Raw genomic sequence first — 19,692 nt, 5'->3', positions numbered from 1 at the left:
AGTGTAACCCCGAGGATCCCTGATGAAGAAGTCTCTCTGCGCCCTCCTGCTGTTGATCTTGTTGCCACTTGGCACCGCACAGGCGACCGAATTCAAACTGACCGGCCGCACCACCTGGCAGCTTGGCCAGTTGATGGTCAACGGCATGCCGTTCGTGATCGACGACCAGACCTGCTTCAAGGATTGGCTCAACGAGGATGATCTCGGCGGTACCTGGGTCGAGATGAAGGGGGTGGTGAAGAATGGCGTGCGCTATGTGCGCAAGGTCGAAGCCCTCGACGAAGATGACAAGGACGAGATGGATCTGGAAGGGCCGGTCGAAGGGGGGCGGATCTGGGGCTACACCACCTCGGACAATAGTCTGGCGCCATTCGAAGGGCGCTGGCTCGAGTTGGAATGCAAGTTTGACGGCATGCGCCTGAGCCGCTGCCGCGAGGATGACTGATCCGATCTCTGCGTTCCGATTAGAAATGCTCCCGAATGAAGCCCATGCTTGTCCTGCATGGGCTTTTTGTTCAGGGACGAACGAAGATGGAACAATCGAGAAAGTGGTGTGCATGGATGCTGGTTGTACCGCTCTGGGCGGCGCAGGCGGGAGCCGACGAATTGTGGCTGGTGGAGCTGGAGCACAGCGACGGCATCCGCCTGCAATTTCAGGGGGCCGAGGTGGAGCAGGGCAGTGCCGCCATCTGGCGGCAGGGGGAGATTTGGCCGCAGCCACTCAAACCCGGCGACCAGCTCGCCCTGCTGGTGGCCGATGGCGTTGCCACCCGGATTGAGCTGCTGGCCGCCAGAGTCCCGCTGGCCAATCAGCCCTGGCAGCGGGCGCAAGATCGCCTGCAATCCTTCGATGACCGGCAGTTCACGTTGGCCACCCTGGGCACTGTGCCACTCAATCCACAGGTGCGCTGGGTCAACGGTTCGGCCGCCGATCTGCATGCCGGGAGCGAGCTGGTATTGATCCGTTCGGCGGATGGAATATTGCAGGGAATTGAAGTGATCAATCCGGAAGAGTAATTCAGCATCTTCTTATTTAATATAGCTTCACCATATTGTGGCAGCCATTAAATAATGGCTGCCACAATATTTATGATTTATTCCTCAATAAAGTCATCGCTCTAATTATTTTCCTGTATCACCATTATTTTGTTTGTCATGGATGTTTTTTGGTGGTTTATTTTATTTGTGTCAGGTTTTGTCGGAGTCCATACCTGTCAAATGAAAAAGGATATTTCTACACAATAACAATTATCGTATGTCTGAAAGAGGGATAAATGATGAATAGAATAATTACCGCCAATCTGGCGTTTTTGGCGTCTTCATTGATGCTCGCTCAGGTGCAGGCGGCTGAACCTGTCTACCCTGATCAGGTCAAGTGGGCGGGCCTTGGCACGGGCGTCTGTGCCAGTGGCTATCGGCCTCTGACTCGCGATGAAGCCATGAGTATCAAGGGTAATCTGGTCAGCCGCATGGGGCAGTGGCAGATCACCGGGCTGGCGGATCGCTGGGTGATTATGGGGCCGGGATATAATGGCGAAATCAAACAGGGCACTGCCGGAGAAACCTGGTGTTATCCCAACTCACCAGTTTCCGGAGAAATACCAACACTCTCTGACTGGAATATTCCAGCGGGTGATGAGGTCGATGTGCAATGGCGGCTTGTCCACGACAATGATTATTTTATCAAGCCAGTCAGTTATCTCGCTCATTATTTGGGATATGCCTGGGTGGGTGGAAACCATAGCCCCTATGTCGGGGAAGATATGGATGTTACCCGGGTTGGCGATGGCTGGCTGATAAAGGGAAATAATGACGGCGGCTGCTCCGGATATCGTTGCGGGGAGAAGAGTTCCATCAAGGTAAGCAACTTCTCATATACCCTGGAACCCGACTCCTTCAGCCATGGTCAGGTCACCGAGAGTGGCAAGCAGCTGGTCAAGACCATCACGGCCAATGCGACCAACTACACCGACCTGCCCCAGCAGGTGGTGGTGACCCTGAAGTACGACAAGGCCACCAACTGGTCGAAGACCGACACCTACAGCCTGAGCGAGAAGGTGACCACCAAGAACAAGTTTCAGTGGCCGTTGGTGGGGGAAACCGAACTGGCCATCGAGATCGCTGCGAGCCAGAGTTGGGCCTCCCAGAAAGGGGGCTCGACGACCGAGACCGTCTCGGTTGAAGCGCGCCCCACGGTGCCGCCTCACTCCAGCCTGCCGGTGCGGGTTGCCCTCTACAAGTCCAACATCTCCTACCCCTACGAGTTCAAGGCCGAGGTCAATTATGACCTGACCATGAAGGGCTTCCTGCGTTGGGGCGGCAATGCCTGGTATACCCATCCGGAGAATCGTCCCACCTGGGAGCACACCTTTGCCGTCGGCCCGTTCCGCGACAAGGCAAGCAGCATCCGCTACCAGTGGGACAAGCGTTATATCCCGGGTGAAGTGAAGTGGTGGGACTGGAACTGGACCATCAGCGAGTATGGTTTGTCGACCATGCAGAATAACCTGGGTCGTGTGCTGCGCCCGATCCGTTCGGCAGTGACTGGTGACTTCTATGCCGAGAGCCAGTTTGCCGGCGATATCGAGATTGGTCAGCCCCAGACTCGTTCCGCGAAGGCTGCCCAGCTGCGCAGTGCCTCTGCCGATGAGGTGGCGCTTACCGGTGTGGATCTGGACAGCGAGGCCCTTGCCAACGAAGGGTTTGGCAACGTATCCCTGACCATAGTTCCGGTTCAATAACCTCACTCGCAGGCCCCTTTCATAGGGGCCTGTTTCTGTTCTGCGCAAGACGATGCACTTGCCCTGCGCCCCTCGATTTTCCCTCTTTTTCTCCTCTTGTCCCTGAATGATCACTGCGGGAATCTGTGGCTTGCCAAGGTGATGCCTACGCAGGTTTGACCTGTACTTGGGGTGGCCCCGTGAGCGAGGCATCGTTCACTCATTTGTTGAAAGAGGCGTGTTGGCCAGATTGTTAATGGCTTGTGCTTTAGATTTTCCCCCTTATACTGGCGCCATCTTGTCGGAGTGCTGACCGTCGAACGACGCGAAGCTGAGACCGTTAATTCGGGATCCGTGGAACCTGATCAGGTTAAAACCTGCGAAGGGAACAAGGGTAACTTGCGGGTTACCGCGCCGGAGGAGGAACAAGCCTCTTCCGCTCATCGAAGGGCTCACCCTTGATGGGTCAGGGCGCACAGGAGGGAGTCTGTCCCGTCCGGTTGTCGAGCACGTGGGGCGCCTTGCCCACAGCGTGCAGAGAGCGGGAAGGGGCAGTACAGCAGAGCGGAGATCCATCCCGCACGCACTCCCTCCCGACATAAACACCCCGCCGCAAGTTCATCTTCTCCTCGAACTCCAGACAAGCAAACACCCATAACTTCAACCAGTTAATGTGAGTTTTGCTATGTCTACTTCTGTATCTGATACCGCCAAATCCAGCCGCCGCGAGCAGCGCTCCAGTGCTCAGGCCTTTATCGACAGCCTCAAAGGGATGGCTCATCCCAACTCCCGTCGCATTTTTATCGAAGGCTCCCGCCCCGATATTCGTGTCCCGCTGCGGGAGATCCAGCTGGCCGACACCTTCGTCGGCGGCACCAAAGAGGACCCCAAGTTCGAACCCAACGAGCCGGTGCCGGTCTACGACACCTCTGGCCGTTACGGGGAGGAGGGGGTCGCCATCGACGTGCGCCGTGGCCTGCCGCGCCTGCGGGAGAACTGGGTGCTGGAGCGGGATGACACCGACGAACTGCCGGGGCTCAGCTCCACCTTCACTCAGGAGCGGCTGGCCGATGAGGGGCTGGATCACCTGCGCTTCGAGCATCTGCCGAAACCGCGCCGCGCCAAGCCGGGCCGCCGGGTCACCCAGCTCCACTACGCCCGCGCCGGCATCGTCACTCCCGAGATGGAATTTATCGCCATTCGCGAGAACATGGGGCGCGAGCGGGTGCGCTCTGAACTGTTGCGCACCCAGCATCCGGGCCGCGATTTTGGTGCCCGTTTGCCCCAGAACATCACCCCCGAATTTGTGCGCGATGAGGTGGCCGCCGGTCGCGCCATTATCCCCAGCAACATCAACCACCCGGAAGCGGAGCCGATGATCATCGGCCGCAATTTTCTGGTGAAGATCAACGCCAACATCGGCAACTCGGCGGTCACCTCCAGCATCGAAGAGGAAGTCGAAAAGCTGGTCTGGTCGACCCGCTGGGGCGCCGACACCGTCATGGATCTCTCCACCGGCCGCTACATCCACGAGACCCGCGAGTGGATCCTGCGCAACAGTCCGGTGCCCATCGGTACCGTGCCCATCTATCAGGCGCTGGAGAAGACCAACGGCATCGCCGAAGACCTCACCTGGGAGCTGTTCCGTGACACCCTGCTGGAGCAGGCCGAGCAGGGGGTGGACTACTTCACCATCCACGCCGGCGTCTTGCTGCGCTTCGTACCGATGACCGCCAAGCGCCTCACCGGCATCGTGTCGCGCGGTGGCAGCATCATGGCCAAGTGGTGCCTCTCCCACCACAAGGAGAACTTCCTCTATCAGCACTTCCGCGAAATCTGCGAGATCTGCGCCGCTTATGACGTGGCCCTGTCGCTGGGCGACGGTCTGCGTCCGGGCTCCGTCTATGACGCCAACGACGAGGCCCAGTTCGCAGAGCTGCGCACCCTGGGTGAGCTGACCAAGATCGCGTGGGAGTACGACGTGCAGGTGATGATCGAGGGCCCCGGCCACGTGCCCATGCACATGATCGAGCGCAACATGACCGAGCAGCTGGAGCACTGCCACGAGGCGCCGTTCTATACGCTGGGCCCGCTCACCACCGATATCGCGCCGGGTTACGATCACTTCACCTCCGGCATCGGCGCCGCGCTTATCGGCTGGTACGGCTGCGCCATGCTCTGCTACGTAACCCCCAAGGAGCATCTGGGGCTGCCCAACAAGGAGGATGTGAAGCAGGGGCTGATTACCTACAAGATCGCCGCCCACGCCGCCGATCTGGCCAAGGGTCACCCGGGGGCCCAGATCCGCGATAACGCCATGTCCAAGGCGCGTTTCGAGTTCCGCTGGGAGGATCAGTTCAATCTGGCGCTGGATCCCGACACCGCCCGCGCCTACCACGACGAAACCCTGCCGCAGGAGTCAGGCAAGGTGGCTCACTTTTGCTCCATGTGCGGGCCCAAGTTCTGCTCCATGAAGATCACTCAGGATGTGCGCGACTACGCGGCCAAGCTGGAAGCGGTAGAGATCAAGCTGGTCGGTATGGACGGTCAGCAGGAGCAGGTAGTGGCTCAGGTGGAGAGCGGCATGGCCCGCATGGCAGAGACCTTCAAGGAGACCGGTGGCGAGATCTACCATCAGGCTGCGGCGCTGAAACAGGCCGCAGGGGAGGAGGCGTGAGCAGCGCAAGCGGGGCTGTCAGCCCCGCCGACCTGTCGCCCGTGACGGAGTCTCGACCTGTGGTCTGGACCATCGCCGGTTCAGACTCCGGCGGTGGCGCCGGTATTCAGGCCGACTTGCACACATTGCACGACCTCGGCGTGCACGGCTGCTCGGTCATCTCCGCCATCACAGCCCAGAACTCGGTGGCGGTGAAGATGGTCGACCCCGTGCTGATGCAGACCTTCACCGCCCAGATCGACGCCCTCGGCGTCGATCTGCCACCTGCCGCCATCAAGATCGGCCTGCTGCCGACCCGGCTTCACGTTGAGGTGCTGGCCCGCCGACTGGCTGCCATCGAGGCTCCCTTCGTGGTCTACGACCCGGTGGCCATCGCCAGCACCGGCACCCCGATGGCGGAGCCCAATATGCTGGAGGCGGTGCGCGAGCATCTGTTGCCGCGCCTCTCCTTGATCACCCCCAACGGCCCCGAGCTGGAAGCCCTGACCGGCATTCCCGCGACCAGCCCTGTGTTGGTGCGCTTCGCCGCCCAGCGGCTGCGCGAACTCGGCGCCCGCGCCGTGCTGGTCAAGGGCGGCCATCTGGGCTGGAGCGGTGAGCTCTGCCTCGACTACTACCAGGACGAGACCCGCGAATTCTGGCTCGCCGCGCCGCGCCTCGATACCCGCCACGGCCACGGCACCGGCTGCTGCTACGCCAGCGCCATCGCCGCCGTGGTGGCGCAGGATTATCCGGTGGAGGATGCCATCACCCTGGCGCGTGCCTACCTGCAACAGGGCTTGACGGCGGCGCAGGGGGTGGGGGCAGGCCCGGGCCCCATCGCCCATCTTGGCTGGCCAGCTGATCTTGCCCACTTCCCCCGCGCCGTCTTGGCGGGATCAACCCTCGATCGCCGCTTCGGACTTTATCAGACAAGCAGCGCCCGCCTGCCGGAGGGCCCTTTTGCCGCCACCGAGCACAATCTCGGTCTCTATCCGGTGGTGGATTCGGTCAAGTGGCTGCGCCGCCTGCTGGGGCAGGGGGTCAAGACCATCCAGCTGCGCATCAAGAGTCTGCCCGCCGCAGAGGTGGCACCGGCCATTCGTGATGCTGTGGCGCTTGGTCGCCGCCATGGGGCGCGGCTCTTTATCAACGACTACTGGCAACAGGCCATCGAGGCGGGTGCCTGGGGCGTGCATCTGGGGCAGGAGGACATGGAGACCGCCGATCTCGCCGCCATTCAAGCGGCCGGGCTGCGCCTTGGCATCTCCACCCACGGCTACTTCGAGCTGATGCGGGCCCGCGAGCTGGCCCCCTCCTATATCGCGCTGGGCCATATCTTCCCGACCAATACCAAGGCGATGCCTTCGCGCCCGCAGGGGCTGGTGCGGCTGCACCGCTACCGCGCCCTGATGTGCGACTGGCCGACGGTCGCCATCGGCGGCATCAGCGAGGAGCGGGTGGCGGCGGTCAAGGGGAGTGGGGTCGGTAGCATTGCGCTGGTCTCGGCCATCACTGCCAGCGACGACTGGCAGGGGGCGACCGAGCGGCTGCTCGCGGCCGTGGGAGCGGGGGATGAGCCGCGCTCGGCCAGCGTGATACGGGAGGCAGAACATGCTCTCTGATGCGGAATACCTCAGATATGGCCGCCAGCTGATGCTGGCGGAAGTGGGGGAGGTGGGTCAGGCACGGCTGAAAGATAAGTCTGTGCTGATCGTCGGCCTGGGCGGGCTCGGCTCGCCGCTCGCCCTCTATCTGGCTGGGGCCGGGGTGGGCACCTTGTGGCTGGCCGATGGCGATACGGTCGATTCCAGCAACTTGCCGCGCCAGATCCTGTTCGATGTTGATGCGGTCAACCACTCCAAGGCGGAGCTGGCCCGCGAGCGGTTGGCTGCCCACAACCCGCTGGTGGAGCTGATTGCCATCAACCAGCGCCTCGATGCTACCAGCCTGCCGGAGTTTGTGGCCGAGGTCGATCTGGTGATCGACTGCTGCGACAACCTCGCCACCCGCCAGGCCATTAACGTTGCCTGCGTGGCTCAGGGCAAGCCCTGGATCTCCGCCGCCGCAGTGGGGTGGCAGGGGCAGTTGATGGCGCGCACAGGTACGGATCACGCCTGCTACGCCTGCCTCTATCCGCTGGATACCCAAATCGCCGAGCGCTGCGAGACCAGCGGCGTCACCGGTCCGCTGGTCGGGGTGATGGGCTCTTTGCAGGCGCTGGAGGCACTGAAACTGCTGCTCGGGATGCCAAGCCCGGTCGCTGGCACATTGCGCCGTTTCGATGCCCTGAGCCATCAGTGGCAAACCCTCACTCTGGCCCCCGATCCCGATTGCCCGGTTTGCGGGCAGCGCCGATGCCCGACAGACGATAAGGAGATCACCCCATGACCCTCACCATTCGACTCAACGATAAAGCCCAGCCGCTGGCGGCAGGGCAGAGTGTCGCCGACCTGCTGGCGGCGCAAGAAGTTAATCCACAGGGAGTGGCGGTGGCTCTTAACGGCGCCGTGCTGCCCCGTGGCCGCTGGGCCGAGACCCGTCTCAATGACGGGGACGAACTTCACCTATTCACCGCCATTGCGGGAGGCTGACCCATGATGCTCACAGTCCCATTTTCGAGCGCTCTGCCCTGCGGCGGGGCCTCATATCTTCTTATCGCAGTGGCCGGAGGCTGACATGCTGACAATTGCCGATCACACCTTCTCCTCACGCCTCTTTACCGGCACCGGCAAGTTTGCCCGCCCGGATCTGATGGCCGCCGCCATCGAGGCGAGTGGCTCCCAACTGGTCACCATGGCCATCAAGCGGCTCGAACCGGGCAAGGCCCACGACGATATTCTCACGCCCCTTCGGCAACTCGGGGTCAAGCTGCTGCCCAACACCTCCGGCGCCAAGACCGCCGCCGAGGCGGTGTTTGCCGCCCATCTGGCCCGGGAGGCGCTGGGCACAAACTGGCTGAAGCTGGAGATCCACCCCGACCCGCGCTACCTGTTGCCCGATCCCATCGAGACGCTGAAAGCCGCCGAGCAATTGGTGAAAGAGGGCTTTGTGGTGCTGCCCTACTGCGGCGCCGACCCCGTGCTCTGCAAGCGGCTCGAAGAGGTGGGCTGCGCCGCCGTGATGCCGCTCGGCGCCCCCATCGGCTCCAATCAGGGGCTGGTGACCCGGGAGTTTCTCTCCATCATCGTCGAGCAGGCCAATGTGCCTGTGGTAGTGGATGCGGGCATAGGTGCGCCGAGCCACGCGGCCGCCGCCTTTGAACTGGGCGCCGATGCCGTGCTGGTCAACACCGCCATCGCGGTGAGCGGCGATCCGGTCGTCATGGGGCGCGCCTTTGCACTGGCCTGCTCTGCCGGTCGCAGCGCCTATGAGGCTGGCCTTGGCGCCCGCGCCCTGCAGGCCCAAGCCTCCAGCCCGCTCACCGATTTTCTGGGGGCGTTATGAGTCATGATGCTGGCTCGGAGCAAGAGCCAATCGCCATGTCCTCTTTCTCGGTTTCTCACGAGGCCGATGTGTTTAGCCCCCCTCTCGACTCTTCACAAAATAAGGGAGAGGGGCTGGGGGTGAGGGCTAAGGAGCCTTCCTTTATCGACCGCTGGCAGGAGCTGGAGTGGGACGATATCGGTATGCAGATCCGCGCCAAAACCACCGCCGATGTAGCGCGGGCGTTGAGTACACCGCGCCGCACCCTGGCCGATTTTATGGCGCTGATCTCCCCAGCCGCCGAAGCGTATCTGCCGCAGATGGCAGCCGAGGCCGAGCGCCTGACCCGCCAGCGTTTTGGCAACACCATCGGCTTCTATGTGCCGCTCTATTTGTCGAACCTCTGCGCCAACGACTGCACCTACTGCGGCTTCTCCATGAGCAACCGCCTCAAGCGCAAGACCTTGAATAGCGAGGAGATTGAACGCGAGTGTCTGGCCATCAAGGCACGTGGTTTTGACAGCGTGCTGTTGGTGACCGGCGAGCACGAGCACAAGGTGGGGCTCGCCTATTTTCGCGAGGTGATGCCCATCATCCGCCGCCACTTCAGCACGGTGGGGATGGAGGTGCAGCCCCTCTCGCAGGCCGACTATGCCGAGCTGAAGAGCCTCGGCCTCGACGCCGTTATGGTCTATCAGGAGACCTACCACGCCCCCACCTACGCCCGCCACCACCAGCGCGGCAACAAGCGGGACATCGCATGGCGCCTCGCCACGCCGGATCGGCTGGGTCGTGCCGGTATCGACAAAATCGGGTTGGGGGCGCTAATCGGCCTCTCCTCGGACTGGCGCGCCGACAGCTACTTTGTCGCCGAGCATCTGAGCTGGCTGGAGCGCCACCACTGGCAGAGCCGTTACTCGCTCTCCTTCCCGCGCCTGCGCCCCTGCACCGGTGGGCTGGAGCCTGCCGTGGTCATGTCGGATCGCCAGCTGGCCCAGCTTATCTGCGCCTGGCGCCTCTTCTCGCCGACGCTGGACTTGTCGCTCTCCACCCGCGAGTCCGCCACCTTTCGCAACGGCGCGGTGCGCCTTGGCATCACCCAGATTTCGGCCGAGTCGCGCACCCAGCCGGGAGGCTATGCCGAAGGGGATGCCGAGGAGCTGGAGCAGTTCGCCATCCACGACGACCGCCCGGTGGGGGAAGTGGCCGCCGCGGTGCGGCAGGCAGGGTTGCAGCCGGTGTTTAAAGATTGGGAGCCGTTTTTGGGCCGATAGGGGCGGCCATGCCCCCTTTGCCGGTGGCATCCAGCGTCCAGCCAGACTCCGTGCCTGTGGCAAGCAGGCACGGCTTCGCCGCGCAGGATGCGAGGCCGCCGGCCTCGACGGGGTTTCGCCCGCCCTTCGGGCCGGGGCGAGTGACTTTGGAAAGACCCACTCTTTTCAAAAAATGCACCAAAGGTCTTCTCCCCCGCTTATTCGCCCGACTTCGTCGGGTTCCTTAGGCTCACCCGCTTGTCCGACGGCACGCGCCGACGGGCCTTTGGCCTTCACCATCCATGGCTTCGGCCAAAGCCCGTTTCGAACATCCCTGTTCTCGCGCCAAATCGGGTCGAGCTGCGCTCGCCTCAGCGAATAAGAGGGGGAGCCAATACCGTCGTTGCCTCAGAGTCAGCCGTAGGGTGCAATAAGCGGAGCGCATTGCACTGCCAATAAACAGGCTGGTGACGGCAACTTGTCAACTGCATCTGCACCATGATTTTGGTCATGCGCCTAACTTTGCCTTTTCCTCTGCGGGGATTGGAGGAGGCTCGTACAGCTGTAAAATTGGCAGGGCTATTTCCGCATTTTCCAAAGCGTCCCCGAAGCTGTTGAGGGAGAGAGTAAATATAATAAATCACTATTTATTTTAGGTGGATTTCAGTATAGAGTTTCAGCAGGAAAGTAAAGCCTCACTGGGACTTTTTATGAATGTTGAAAAAGCTCTAGACGTTATGCACTACTTTGTTAACAAACTCGGGGGGGTGACTACCGATGTCAAATTAATGAAGTTGATGTACTTCGCAGATCGAAAAGCTTTATTGGATACAGGCTTTCCAATAACAGATGATAGTTATTACATTATGAACAGAGGGCCTATCCTTTCATCTAGTCTAGATCTTATTAATCATTGTCCAGAAGAATTCTTATCGGTTTTCGAAAATCCAACCAATAAGAATGAAGGTGGCTATCCAGTTAAAGAAATCAATCTAAGGCGAGATTCTGTGCGTCAACATGATTATCTTGCTGAAATTGAGATGGAAATACTAGATGAAATTTTCAATGAGTTAGGGGGGATGACTACTAATGAAATAGTTAGGTATGCTCATAATAATAACTTCTGCCCCGAGTGGAATTTTCCAGAAGGTCGAGCTAAGCCACTCCCAATTGATGTTATTCTTCATGCTCATGGTGTTGATAGGGAAGAAGCAATAAATATTGTTCAAGACATTAATTATTATCGATAAATGGATTTTCTATGTATAGCAGAGGCTTTTCATTTCAGTGGGATAAAGGTTTGAATGGTGAACATTCTTGGTTTGTTTTGACAGATGCAAAGGATTCGAAGGTAATAATTGCGAATATTACTACATATGATACTAAGAAAGCTAGCTTTGATTCTACATGTGTGATTAAACCAGCTGATCTTAAAAACTTACATAATAGGTTTAGAAATCAATCCTATGTTGTGTATAGAAAATGTGAGTTGATTGATGAGTCAGAGTTAGAAGTGATCGTTTCCAATAAATCCAATGTTAATAGTCGTATACCGGCATGGTTAGTAGATAAAATGGCATCAGGCATTAACGATTCTAAGTGCACTCCAATGCGAGTTAAGAATTTCTACAAAGAAATAAAAACCCCAACCAAAAAGAATGGTTAAAAATTAAGTTCATAAATTTAAAAGTATTCACAATAATATGTTCGCACGAAATATTTTGGTGCCTACTATATTGACTGTTACATGGAGGGCTAACTGGCTGAGGGGAGGACGGAGATTGTGATGAACCTCAATGCATCCTGTCACAGAAGCAAGTCAGCTGGAATAAGAGCATAGATATGTGCATCAAGAGGCTGGCCATGAAGAAAGATACGGTTCCTTGCCCGGCATTCAAAGGCGGCCCCTGCAGCGATGGCAACAGCTTCGCTGGCGTTGTTGCCAACCCCCATCACGATCTCCAGTCGAAATAGTCCCAACTGCTGAAAGCCAAAGTCACGGAGCAGGGCGACCGCCTGTCGGGCGATACCGCATCCTTGGCGGGATTGGCGTACCCAATAGCCGATATTGCCGTAACGATGATGGGGCGACAGCTGGTTGATACCTGCGCCACCCAACAGCTGGCCGGTGGTGGCGCAGAAGATACCCATGTCAAAGGCGCGTCCTGCCGTGCGATCCTGCTCGCAGCTGGCAAACCACTCCAGCGCGCTTTCCCGAGTAAATGACTGGGAGCACCAGCTCATCCATTTACCGACCGTCTCGATGGATTCGTGGGCCGCGCGGACAAACTCGTCGGCATCGCTCGGCTCGAATGGGCGGATTACGATCTGGGTGTTGGCAAGGCGCTGGAATGTCATCACTTGCCCTGCTTTTTCAGAAAGTAACTGATATGCCCCGGCGGCATATCGGGCAGCTGGCCAAAGACTTCGTAACCCTGCTTCTGGTAGAAGGGGAGGGCCTGAAAACTGGTGGTTTCCAGATGGTAGTTGCTGATGCCCTTGCTTTGGGCGTACTGCTCCATGGCGTCGAGCAGGCGGCCGCCCCAGCCAGCTTGGCGGATGGCATCATCGACCCAAAGACCCTCGATATGGAGCCAGCCCCATTTTATCTCCCCCAGAATACCGCCTCGCACACCCCCTTCGGCATCCTTGATAAAGCTGGCGATCCGCTCGCGATAGTGGTGGCCGGCAGCGGCCTCGTTGAAACCGTTCAGTCCATTGCGAAGGGCTGCGAACTCATCCTCTTGCGGCGGTTGGGGTAGGGTTAGTTGCATATGGGCTCCTGCGGTATGGGTTGTGGCGGCGTCAAAGGGTTAAAGCAATACCCGTTTGGACTCTGTCTGGTCAAGTGTTCTGGTCGCTCGCCACCAAGCGTGCATGGTATGGCGGCCAGTCAATGGCCCTTGCAACTTCCATCCCCCTTGCATCACCCCAGAGTGAGGCGCAGACTGTTTGGCCTTGTTTTTATGCGATTCGATTCAAGGCATCCATCATGACTCCTGCCATCAACCTGCTGAAGAAGCTAAAAATTCCCCACAAGCTCTACCCCTACGAGTGCGAAGCCCACGACGATTTCGGCAAGCATGCCGCGACCCAGCTCGGGCTGCCGGAGGCGCAGGTGTTCAAGACCCTGGTCGCCCATCACGACAAGCAGGCGGTGGTGGCCATCGTTCCCTCATCCGGCATGTGCAGTCTGAAACAGCTGGCCAAGGCGACCGGCCTCAAGAAGGTGGAGATGATGAAACCGGCGGAAGCGGAGAAGCTGACCGGTTACAAGGTGGGCGGCATCAGCCCGCTGGCCCAGAAGAAACTGCTGCCCACCGTGCTCGACGAGTCGGCGTTGCAGTTTGACGAGATCCTGGTGAGCGGCGGCAAGCGCGGGCTCTCGGTGGGGGTGGCGCCGCAGGATATGCTGACGCTGATGAAGTGGATCGCCGCACCTATCGGCGAAGAGTAGTACCGGGCACGGTGTGAACCTGCTCTCCGGGCCGGTGGTGGCCCGGATGTATCCTTGTTGGCTCACTCCTGGCTGATATAGTGGAGATGGAATAATTGCCGCCAAGGATATGGCCCATGCGCGCATCTGCCCGCTCCCTGCTCTTTATCGCGTTGCTGCTGCCTGCCACCGGTGGTGCGGCTCCTGCCTTTACGCTGCGTACCTGCTTTGAAAACAGTGACTCCTACCCCTGGCTGCTGCAATCGGGGGAGGGGGTTGTGCAATATCACCTCAAGGCGGTTGCTACCGCTCTTGATGCCGAGATCGTGCTGACACCGCTGCCGTGGAAGCGCTGCCTCTCTCAGGTGAGCCGTGGCCAGATGGATGCGGCCATCAAGATGAGCTATAGCGTCGAGCGGGCGACCACAGTGGGGGTCTATCCAATGCGTGAGGGCAAACCCGACCCTGCCAAGCGGCTGCTGACAGAGAGTTACAGTCTCTACCAGCTCAAGGGGGGTAAGAGCCAGTGGGATGGCACCACCCTCAGGGTCAATGGCGTGGTGGCTGCTCAGTCAGGATTTTCCATCGTCGACTTGTTGCAGGCTGCGGGAGCCGAGGTGGATGACTCCAGCCGTGACCCGCTGATCATTTTGAAAAAGCTGGTGATGGATCGGGCGCAGGCGACCGCCATCCAGACCGAGGTGGCTGACAGTATTCTGGCGGCCCATCCCGCGTTGCAGACTCGCATCGAGCGGTTGTCGCCGGTGCTGGTGGAGAAGCCCTACTATCTGGTCTTCTCTCACCGCTTCTATCAGGCCCATCCCCGACAAAGCCGGCAGGTGTGGGATGCTATCGAGCAGGTGCGCGACTCTGCTGCCTATCAGCGTTATGCAACATCGCTCAGAAGCACACCTCCGGTGGGGGAGTAGGCTGATGGATGCGACTGGCCGAAAAGGGGAGGAGAGCGTGGGGTGGTGGCAGGGCCGAGTGCCCACGCTCAGGGCTACACTGAAAGTACCCCCTTCAGCCAAGGCGTGGTTTATGTCACCCCTGCATCTGCTGGCTGCCGCTCTGCTCTGCGTGTTGTCGCTGACCGGACAGGCGGCCACCCGGTTTACCTATATCAGCCCGGAGAGCGAGCGAGATCCGCGTACCACCTATGATCGGGAGCTGCTGCGGCTCGCCCTCGACAAGACCCGCGACCAGTTTGGCGACTATTTGCTGGAGCCTGCGCCGCCCATGACCAAGGCGCGCGAGCGGGTCAGCATGCAGCTCGACAGCTATCCCAACCTCTTTGTAATGGACAGCTACAGCAGCACCCGCGAGGATCTGGGGCTCGCCTATGTCCGTTTTCCCATCCATCTGGGCATCGTCAGCTACCGCATCTGTTTTGTCAGCCCGCAGCAAAAGGCGGCGGTGAGCAAAGTGACCGACCTCAAGGGGCTGCGCCAGTTTACCTTCGGTCAGGGCAAGGGGTGGCTGGATGTGGATATCCTGCGCTACGCCGGGATGGAGGTGGTGGAGGTGGAGGGGTACGAAAAGCTGTTCAAAATGGTGGCGCGGGGTCGCTTCGATCTCTTCTGCCGCGGGGTGAGCGAGCTGCGCAGCGAGCAGCTGACCCACAAGGAGATGACGGATCTGCTGGTGGATGATGCGCTGTTGATCTACTACCCGCTGCCTCGGGTCTTCTACACCAATCCCAACAATCGCGAGGCGCTCAAGCGGGTCGAACGGGGGTTGCAGCTGGCGTGGCAGGATGGCTCACTACAGGCGCTGTGGCGCAAGAGCTTTGGCCCGGCCATCGCCTTTGCCAAGCTCTCCCAACGCCGACTGTTGCGACTGGATAACCCCTTCCTCGACGGGATCAGCTTCGATTACCGGCCCTACTTCTACAATCCGCAGACCGATCGCTTCGGCGATTACTGAGGTGCCTGCCGCTGGCGGCAGAGGGCCAGCCAGGCCTCGGCAGTGCGGGAGAGATAGCGCTCGCTCGGCCAGATCACCCCGAGTCGCCAGCTCAATTCGGGCTCCAGTGGTCGCAGCACCAGACCATCCGGGGTCAGCCGGTGGCAGACCGGCTCCGGCAAGAAGGCGACCCCCATGCCGCTGCGTACCATGGCGGTGAGAAAATCCCACTGGCTGCTGCGCGCCGCCACCTGCGGCACAAAGCCCGCCTCCTGACATGCCTGTTCCAACCGCTCGCTCAGGGTAAATGCCTGGGTATAGAGCAGGAAGGGCTCCTCCTGCAGGGACTCCAGCCGCAGCGGTGCCTCGCCATGCCAGCGCGGTTGATCCGGCAGCACCACCCGGATCGGGTATTGATCCAGTTCCAGCGCGCTGAGGGCGCCCCCCTCTTTGGTCGGCAGCATGGTGATGGCGAGATCCAGCTCCCCCTCCAGCACCGCCTGTTCGATGCGGCGACCGCCGTATTCCACCAGGGTCAGCTCCACCTTGGGATAGCGGGTGCGGTAGGCGCGGATCAGATCCGCATAGACGTGACCCACCATGGGGGGAATGCCGAGGGTGAGGCGACCATGTTGCAGGCTCTGCAGATCCGCCAGTTCGGCCTCCAGCTGCTGCATCTCAGCCAAGATGGTCTGGGCACGGTTGAACAGCACCTGGCCGCTGTCGGTCAGGGTGAAGCGGCGCCCTTCCCGGTTGAGCAGGGGTTGGCCCAGCTCCTCTTCGATATTGCGGATCATCTTGCTGATGGTGGGCTGGGTGACGAACAGCTTTTCAGAGGCGCGGGTGAAGCTTTTTTCCCGCACCAGTTCGACAAAATAGCGCAGGGCGCGAATATCCATGGACTCTCTCGACTCGTGTTGGCGGGTACGGGATGAAGTATGCCTATGTGGCATGAATTCGATAATTTTAATTCATTTCTGGCAGGTTTTGCTCAACTCTATACTGTGAGCCGGTTCACAGAAAGACGATGATCATGAAAGCCCTCTGTTTGCGCTGGTTACAGACACCCTTCCAGATTGTGTTGCTGGCAGCCATCTGGCTGCTGGCCGATACCGCGGTGCGTACCCTCCATCTGCCGCTACCCGCCAACCTCACCGGCATGCTGTTGCTGCTGGCCTGTATCCTGCTCGGGGTGGTCAAGGCGCAGTGGTTTGAGGCGGGTGCTCGCTGGCTGCTGGCCGAGATGCTGCTCTTCTTCGTGCCCGCAGTAGTCGCGGTGGTCAACTATCAGGATCTGCTGCTGCAGGAGGGGTGGCGCATCATGGTGGTGCTGCTGGTGAGCACCACGCTGGTGCTCGGCACTACTGCGCTGGTAGTGGACCGGGTCTACCGCCTCGAACTGAAACTGGCCCGCCGGAGTCGCCGTCATGTCTGATACCCTGCTCGGGCTGATCTGCTTCGCCCTCACCCTGCTCTTCTACTACGCCAGCAAATGGCTCTATGGCAAGAAACGCATTCTGCCGCTGATGCCGCTGCTGCTGGCGCCGACCCTGCTGGTGGCGGTAGTGCTGCTGTTCCACATCCCCTATCAGGATTACATGGCGGAATCCCACTGGCTGCTCTGGCTGCTGGGCCCCGCCACCGTCGCCTTCGCGGTGCCGGTCTACGAGAACCGCCAGCTCATACGTCGCCACTGGTTGTCGCTGTCGGTGGGGGTGGTCGCCTCGGTCATCATGGCGGTGGGGAGTACCGTGCTGCTGGCCCGCTGGCTGGATCTCTCCGACATGTTGCAACGCAGTCTGGCGATGCGCTCCATCACCACGCCGTTTGCGGTGGAGGCGACACGCGCCATCGGCGGTCAGAGCGATCTTACCGCGCTGTTTGTGGTGCTCACCGGTGTCATCGGCATGGCGGTGGGGGAGAGCGTGCTGACCGTGCTGGCCATTCGCAGTCGCCTCGGCAAGGGTGCCGGTTTTGGTGCCTCGGCCCACGGCGCCGGCACCGCCAGGGCCTATCAGATGGGGAATGAGGAGGGGGTGGTCTCCAGCATGGTGATGATGATCGCCGGTATGGTGACCGTGCTGCTGGCGCCCCTGCTGGGCCGGATGTTCTGGTAGGCCTGGCTTCCCTTTAGAAGGCTGCTCGCCCCGGCGCTACACTCTAGTGAGCCTGTATTTCCGGGATGAGCAGTATGACCTTTCATCGCCTCGCTTCCTGCTTGCTGCTGTGCAGTCTTTCCCTCCTTGCCACTCCCCTACGGGCGAGCGACGTCATCACTCATATCAGCCCCGAGAGCGATCGGGACTTGCGTACCCTCTATTTTCGCGATCTGTTGCAGCTGGCGCTGGAGAAGACCCGCGATAGCTTCGGTGACTACGAGCTGCGGACCGCGCCGCCGATGAACCGTATCCGGATGCGACAGATTGTGCAGACTCAGCAATACCCCAATCTGTTTGTGGCCGACAGTCTGCGTCCGGCCGCAGAGAGCGGAGCGCTGGATTACGTCCGTTTTCCGGTGGAGCTGGGCATCCTCGGTTATCGCATCTGCTTCGTCAGCCCGCAGCAGGCCGACGCGTTGGCAAGGGTCAATACCCTGGCCGAGCTGCAGCAATTTCTGCACGGGCAGGGGCGTGGCTGGCAGGATGCTGAGATCCTGCGTCATGGGGGTTTCAAGGTGCAGGAGATCGACGGTTACGAGCGGCTGTTCAAGCTGGTGGCGCGCGGTCGCATCGATCTGTTTTGCCGCGGGGCCAACGAGCTCTTTATCGAGCAGGAGCAGCACAGTGATCTGCCCGGTCTCACCGTGGATCGGCGAGTGGCGCTGCACTATCCCTTCCTCCACCTCTTCTACACCCACAAGGATAATCAGGCCGCCATCCGCCGCCTCTCGGTCGGGCTCAAGCTGGCGTGGCGGGATGGCTCGTTGCAACAGCTCTGGCTGCGCCACTTCAAACCTTCCCTCGATCAGGCGCAGCTCCCCAGACGCCTGTTGTTCGAGTTGGCCAATCCGCGCCTTGATAAGGTGGACTTTGATTATCGTGCCTACCACTACAACCCCGTTGACGGGACGTTCGGGCCCGGGCTGCCTTGATCCTGATGGTGCTGTTAGCGGATAAAGGGCCGTCTCTGCTGATGTGCTTAATCATGCCAATAAGGCATGTTTTTTATTATTTAAATTCATTTTTTGAAGGTTGGTGCGCTGCATATACTGGGGGTCGCTTCACGGTTCAGGTTTGCTCCTGCCCGCTTCTGGCTTGTGCGAGTGAGCCTGAATCGTCCTGCTGCGGCGTCTTGATGTTCTGCATGAAGGCGTCCATCACTGGGCCGGGATCGATCCCGGCAGGTATTACAGCTGACGGAGCCTTGTTATGTTTAATCCCCACCCTTGCGCCCTGATTGTCGAAGGGGGCGCGATGCGCGGCATCTTTGCCAGCGGCGTGCTCGATGCGTTTGTCGAAAGTCACCACTACCCGTTCGATTTCGTCATGGGCGTCTCGGCCGGTGCCACCAATCTGGTCTCTTATCTGAGCGAGCAGCCGCGCCGCAGTCACCACATCATCACCGAGCTGGCTTGCAGCTCCCGGTTTCTCGATCCCCTGCGTTTCGTCAAAGGGGGCGATCTGGTGGACATCGGCTGGCTGTGGCAGGCCAGTCGCCATCGCTTCCCGCTCGATCTCGAGACCTTCTGTGCCCGCGACATTCCCTTTTACGCGGTGGCGACCGATGTGGCGAGCGGCAAGGCCATCTATCTGCCGGTGCGGCCCGACAACATGGATGAGGTGCTGACTGCCACCTGCGCTCTGCCGGTGGTGCAGCACGAAACCCCCTGCGTCGATGGCCGCCCGATGGCCGATGGCGGGATCAGCGACTCCATTCCGGTGATCGAGGCCTATCGGCGCGGGGCGCGGCGGATGACAGTGGTGCTGTCGGAACCCTGGGGATATCGCAAGAAGCCGGCCCGTTTCTGCTGGATGGTCAAAGCCTTGCTGAAAACCCAGCCTGCGCTGGCGCAAGCCATGCTGGAGCGGGATCGCGCCTACAACCGAGCACTCGATTTCATCGCCAATCCCCCTGCCGATTGCGACATCGAGGTGATCGCGCCACCGGCCGATTTCATGGTTTCCCGTTTTACCCAGGATCCGGTCAAGCTGGAGTCTGGCTATCTGCAGGGTTACTGGCAGGGGCGCCAGAGTCTGTTGCGGGCCCGTGGAGAGGCGCGAGCGGTGGCCTGACTGGTTTGCCGGGTGCTGAATATAAAAAGGGGAACCTCGCGGTTCCCCTTTTGCATGCTTGTGC

The 19,692-nt window shown here is 60.1% G+C and carries 21 protein-coding genes and 1 riboswitch; of the genes, 18 read left to right on the top strand and 3 right to left on the bottom strand.

What is annotated here, in order from left to right; translation table 11 throughout:
- Positions 1-22: 22 nt before the first annotated feature.
- The 11 genes from AB5Y76_RS08140 (at position 23) to AB5Y76_RS08090 (ending at position 11,721) form a co-directional block, all read left to right on the top strand.
- On the top strand, positions 23-445 hold the full coding sequence (locus AB5Y76_RS08140; protein ID WP_263718129.1) for a hypothetical protein: 423 nt from the start codon (positions 23-25) through the stop codon (positions 443-445).
- 86 nt (positions 446-531) lie between these two features.
- Positions 532-1,017, top strand: coding sequence for a hypothetical protein (locus tag AB5Y76_RS08135; protein WP_263718127.1), 486 nt, complete (start codon positions 532-534; stop codon positions 1,015-1,017).
- Between the two features lie 260 nt (positions 1,018-1,277).
- Entirely contained in the window at positions 1,278-2,741 is a 1,464-nt protein-coding gene (gene aerA, locus AB5Y76_RS08130) for an aerolysin AerA (protein ID WP_162838993.1), read from the top strand.
- Between the two features lie 271 nt (positions 2,742-3,012).
- A riboswitch (TPP riboswitch) is annotated at positions 3,013-3,125 on the top strand.
- A gap of 280 nt (positions 3,126-3,405) precedes the next feature.
- Complete coding sequence (gene thiC, locus AB5Y76_RS08125; protein WP_318528165.1) at positions 3,406-5,397, top strand: phosphomethylpyrimidine synthase ThiC; 1,992 nt, start codon at positions 3,406-3,408, stop codon at positions 5,395-5,397.
- Complete coding sequence (thiE, locus tag AB5Y76_RS08120) at positions 5,394-7,001, top strand: thiamine phosphate synthase (protein ID WP_263718125.1); 1,608 nt, start codon at positions 5,394-5,396, stop codon at positions 6,999-7,001. Before thiC ends, thiE begins: the two co-directional genes overlap by 4 nt.
- Complete coding sequence (locus AB5Y76_RS08115; protein WP_263718123.1) at positions 6,991-7,767, top strand: HesA/MoeB/ThiF family protein; 777 nt, start codon at positions 6,991-6,993, stop codon at positions 7,765-7,767. The genes thiE and AB5Y76_RS08115 overlap by 11 nt, the downstream gene beginning before the upstream one ends.
- The gene (gene thiS, locus AB5Y76_RS08110; protein ID WP_040096417.1) at positions 7,764-7,970 is read left to right on the top strand and encodes a sulfur carrier protein ThiS; all 207 of its coding nucleotides are present in this window, start codon (positions 7,764-7,766) and stop codon (positions 7,968-7,970) included. Before AB5Y76_RS08115 ends, thiS begins: the two co-directional genes overlap by 4 nt.
- 85 nt (positions 7,971-8,055) lie before the next feature.
- Positions 8,056-8,823, top strand: a complete 768-nt coding sequence (locus AB5Y76_RS08105) for a thiazole synthase (protein WP_263718119.1) — start codon at positions 8,056-8,058, stop codon at positions 8,821-8,823.
- Positions 8,824-8,858: 35 nt separating this feature from the next.
- Complete coding sequence (gene thiH, locus AB5Y76_RS08100) at positions 8,859-10,076, top strand: 2-iminoacetate synthase ThiH (RefSeq protein WP_263718253.1); 1,218 nt, start codon at positions 8,859-8,861, stop codon at positions 10,074-10,076.
- A gap of 689 nt (positions 10,077-10,765) precedes the next feature.
- The gene (locus AB5Y76_RS08095) at positions 10,766-11,305 is read left to right on the top strand and encodes a Panacea domain-containing protein (RefSeq protein ID WP_263718117.1); all 540 of its coding nucleotides are present in this window, start codon (positions 10,766-10,768) and stop codon (positions 11,303-11,305) included.
- 11 nt (positions 11,306-11,316) lie between these two features.
- Positions 11,317-11,721, top strand: coding sequence for a hypothetical protein (locus tag AB5Y76_RS08090; protein WP_263718116.1), 405 nt, complete (start codon positions 11,317-11,319; stop codon positions 11,719-11,721).
- A 140-nt stretch (positions 11,722-11,861) separates the two neighbouring features.
- Here AB5Y76_RS08090 and AB5Y76_RS08085 read toward each other — a convergent pair whose 3' ends face one another.
- Both AB5Y76_RS08085 and AB5Y76_RS08080 read right to left on the bottom strand, forming a co-directional pair.
- The gene (locus AB5Y76_RS08085; protein WP_263718252.1) at positions 11,862-12,413 is read right to left on the bottom strand and encodes a GNAT family N-acetyltransferase; all 552 of its coding nucleotides are present in this window, start codon (positions 12,411-12,413) and stop codon (positions 11,862-11,864) included.
- Positions 12,413-12,829: an N-acetyltransferase gene (locus AB5Y76_RS08080; protein ID WP_263718114.1), complete on the bottom strand. Its 417-nt coding sequence runs from the start codon at positions 12,827-12,829 to the stop codon at positions 12,413-12,415. Before AB5Y76_RS08080 ends, AB5Y76_RS08085 begins: the two co-directional genes overlap by 1 nt.
- 218 nt (positions 12,830-13,047) lie before the next feature.
- On the opposite strand from AB5Y76_RS08080, the gene ybaK reads away from it, so the two are divergent.
- The 3 genes from ybaK to AB5Y76_RS08065 all read left to right on the top strand — a co-directional run bounded on the left by ybaK (position 13,048) and on the right by AB5Y76_RS08065 (position 15,417).
- Positions 13,048-13,512 carry a Cys-tRNA(Pro) deacylase gene (gene ybaK, locus AB5Y76_RS08075; protein ID WP_005336092.1) on the top strand — a complete coding sequence of 155 codons (465 nt, stop codon included), beginning with the start codon at positions 13,048-13,050 and terminating at the stop codon, positions 13,510-13,512.
- Between the two features lie 116 nt (positions 13,513-13,628).
- Positions 13,629-14,420 carry a hypothetical protein gene (locus AB5Y76_RS08070; RefSeq protein WP_263718109.1) on the top strand — a complete coding sequence of 264 codons (792 nt, stop codon included), beginning with the start codon at positions 13,629-13,631 and terminating at the stop codon, positions 14,418-14,420.
- Positions 14,421-14,532: 112 nt separating this feature from the next.
- Positions 14,533-15,417: a transporter substrate-binding domain-containing protein gene (locus tag AB5Y76_RS08065; protein ID WP_263718107.1), complete on the top strand. Its 885-nt coding sequence runs from the start codon at positions 14,533-14,535 to the stop codon at positions 15,415-15,417.
- Here the strand turns inward: AB5Y76_RS08065 and AB5Y76_RS08060 are convergent.
- Positions 15,411-16,295, bottom strand: a complete 885-nt coding sequence (locus AB5Y76_RS08060; protein WP_103252113.1) for a LysR family transcriptional regulator — start codon at positions 16,293-16,295, stop codon at positions 15,411-15,413. The genes AB5Y76_RS08065 and AB5Y76_RS08060 overlap by 7 nt on opposite strands.
- Positions 16,296-16,429: 134 nt before the next feature.
- Between AB5Y76_RS08060 and AB5Y76_RS08055 the strand changes: the two genes are divergently transcribed.
- The 4 genes from AB5Y76_RS08055 (at position 16,430) to AB5Y76_RS08040 (ending at position 19,628) form a co-directional block, all read left to right on the top strand.
- Positions 16,430-16,831, top strand: a complete 402-nt coding sequence (locus tag AB5Y76_RS08055; RefSeq protein WP_088868378.1) for a CidA/LrgA family protein — start codon at positions 16,430-16,432, stop codon at positions 16,829-16,831.
- Positions 16,824-17,513 (top strand): LrgB family protein, encoded by a 690-nt coding sequence (locus tag AB5Y76_RS08050; RefSeq protein ID WP_005341581.1) that lies wholly within the window; start codon positions 16,824-16,826, stop codon positions 17,511-17,513. Before AB5Y76_RS08055 ends, AB5Y76_RS08050 begins: the two co-directional genes overlap by 8 nt.
- Positions 17,514-17,587: 74 nt before the next feature.
- On the top strand, positions 17,588-18,487 hold the full coding sequence (locus AB5Y76_RS08045) for a hypothetical protein (protein WP_263718103.1): 900 nt from the start codon (positions 17,588-17,590) through the stop codon (positions 18,485-18,487).
- Between the two features lie 277 nt (positions 18,488-18,764).
- A complete protein-coding gene (locus AB5Y76_RS08040) occupies positions 18,765-19,628 on the top strand; it encodes a patatin family protein (RefSeq protein ID WP_263718101.1) in 864 nt (287 codons plus the stop codon).
- The last annotated feature ends 64 nt before the right edge of the window (positions 19,629-19,692 follow it).

Source organism: Aeromonas sp. R1-2 (assembly GCF_040908505.1).
Classification (GTDB): Bacteria; Pseudomonadota; Gammaproteobacteria; order Enterobacterales; family Aeromonadaceae; genus Aeromonas; species Aeromonas veronii.
Note: the sequence above shows the minus strand (reverse complement) of the source record. Positions and strands in the feature narration are given on the sequence as shown.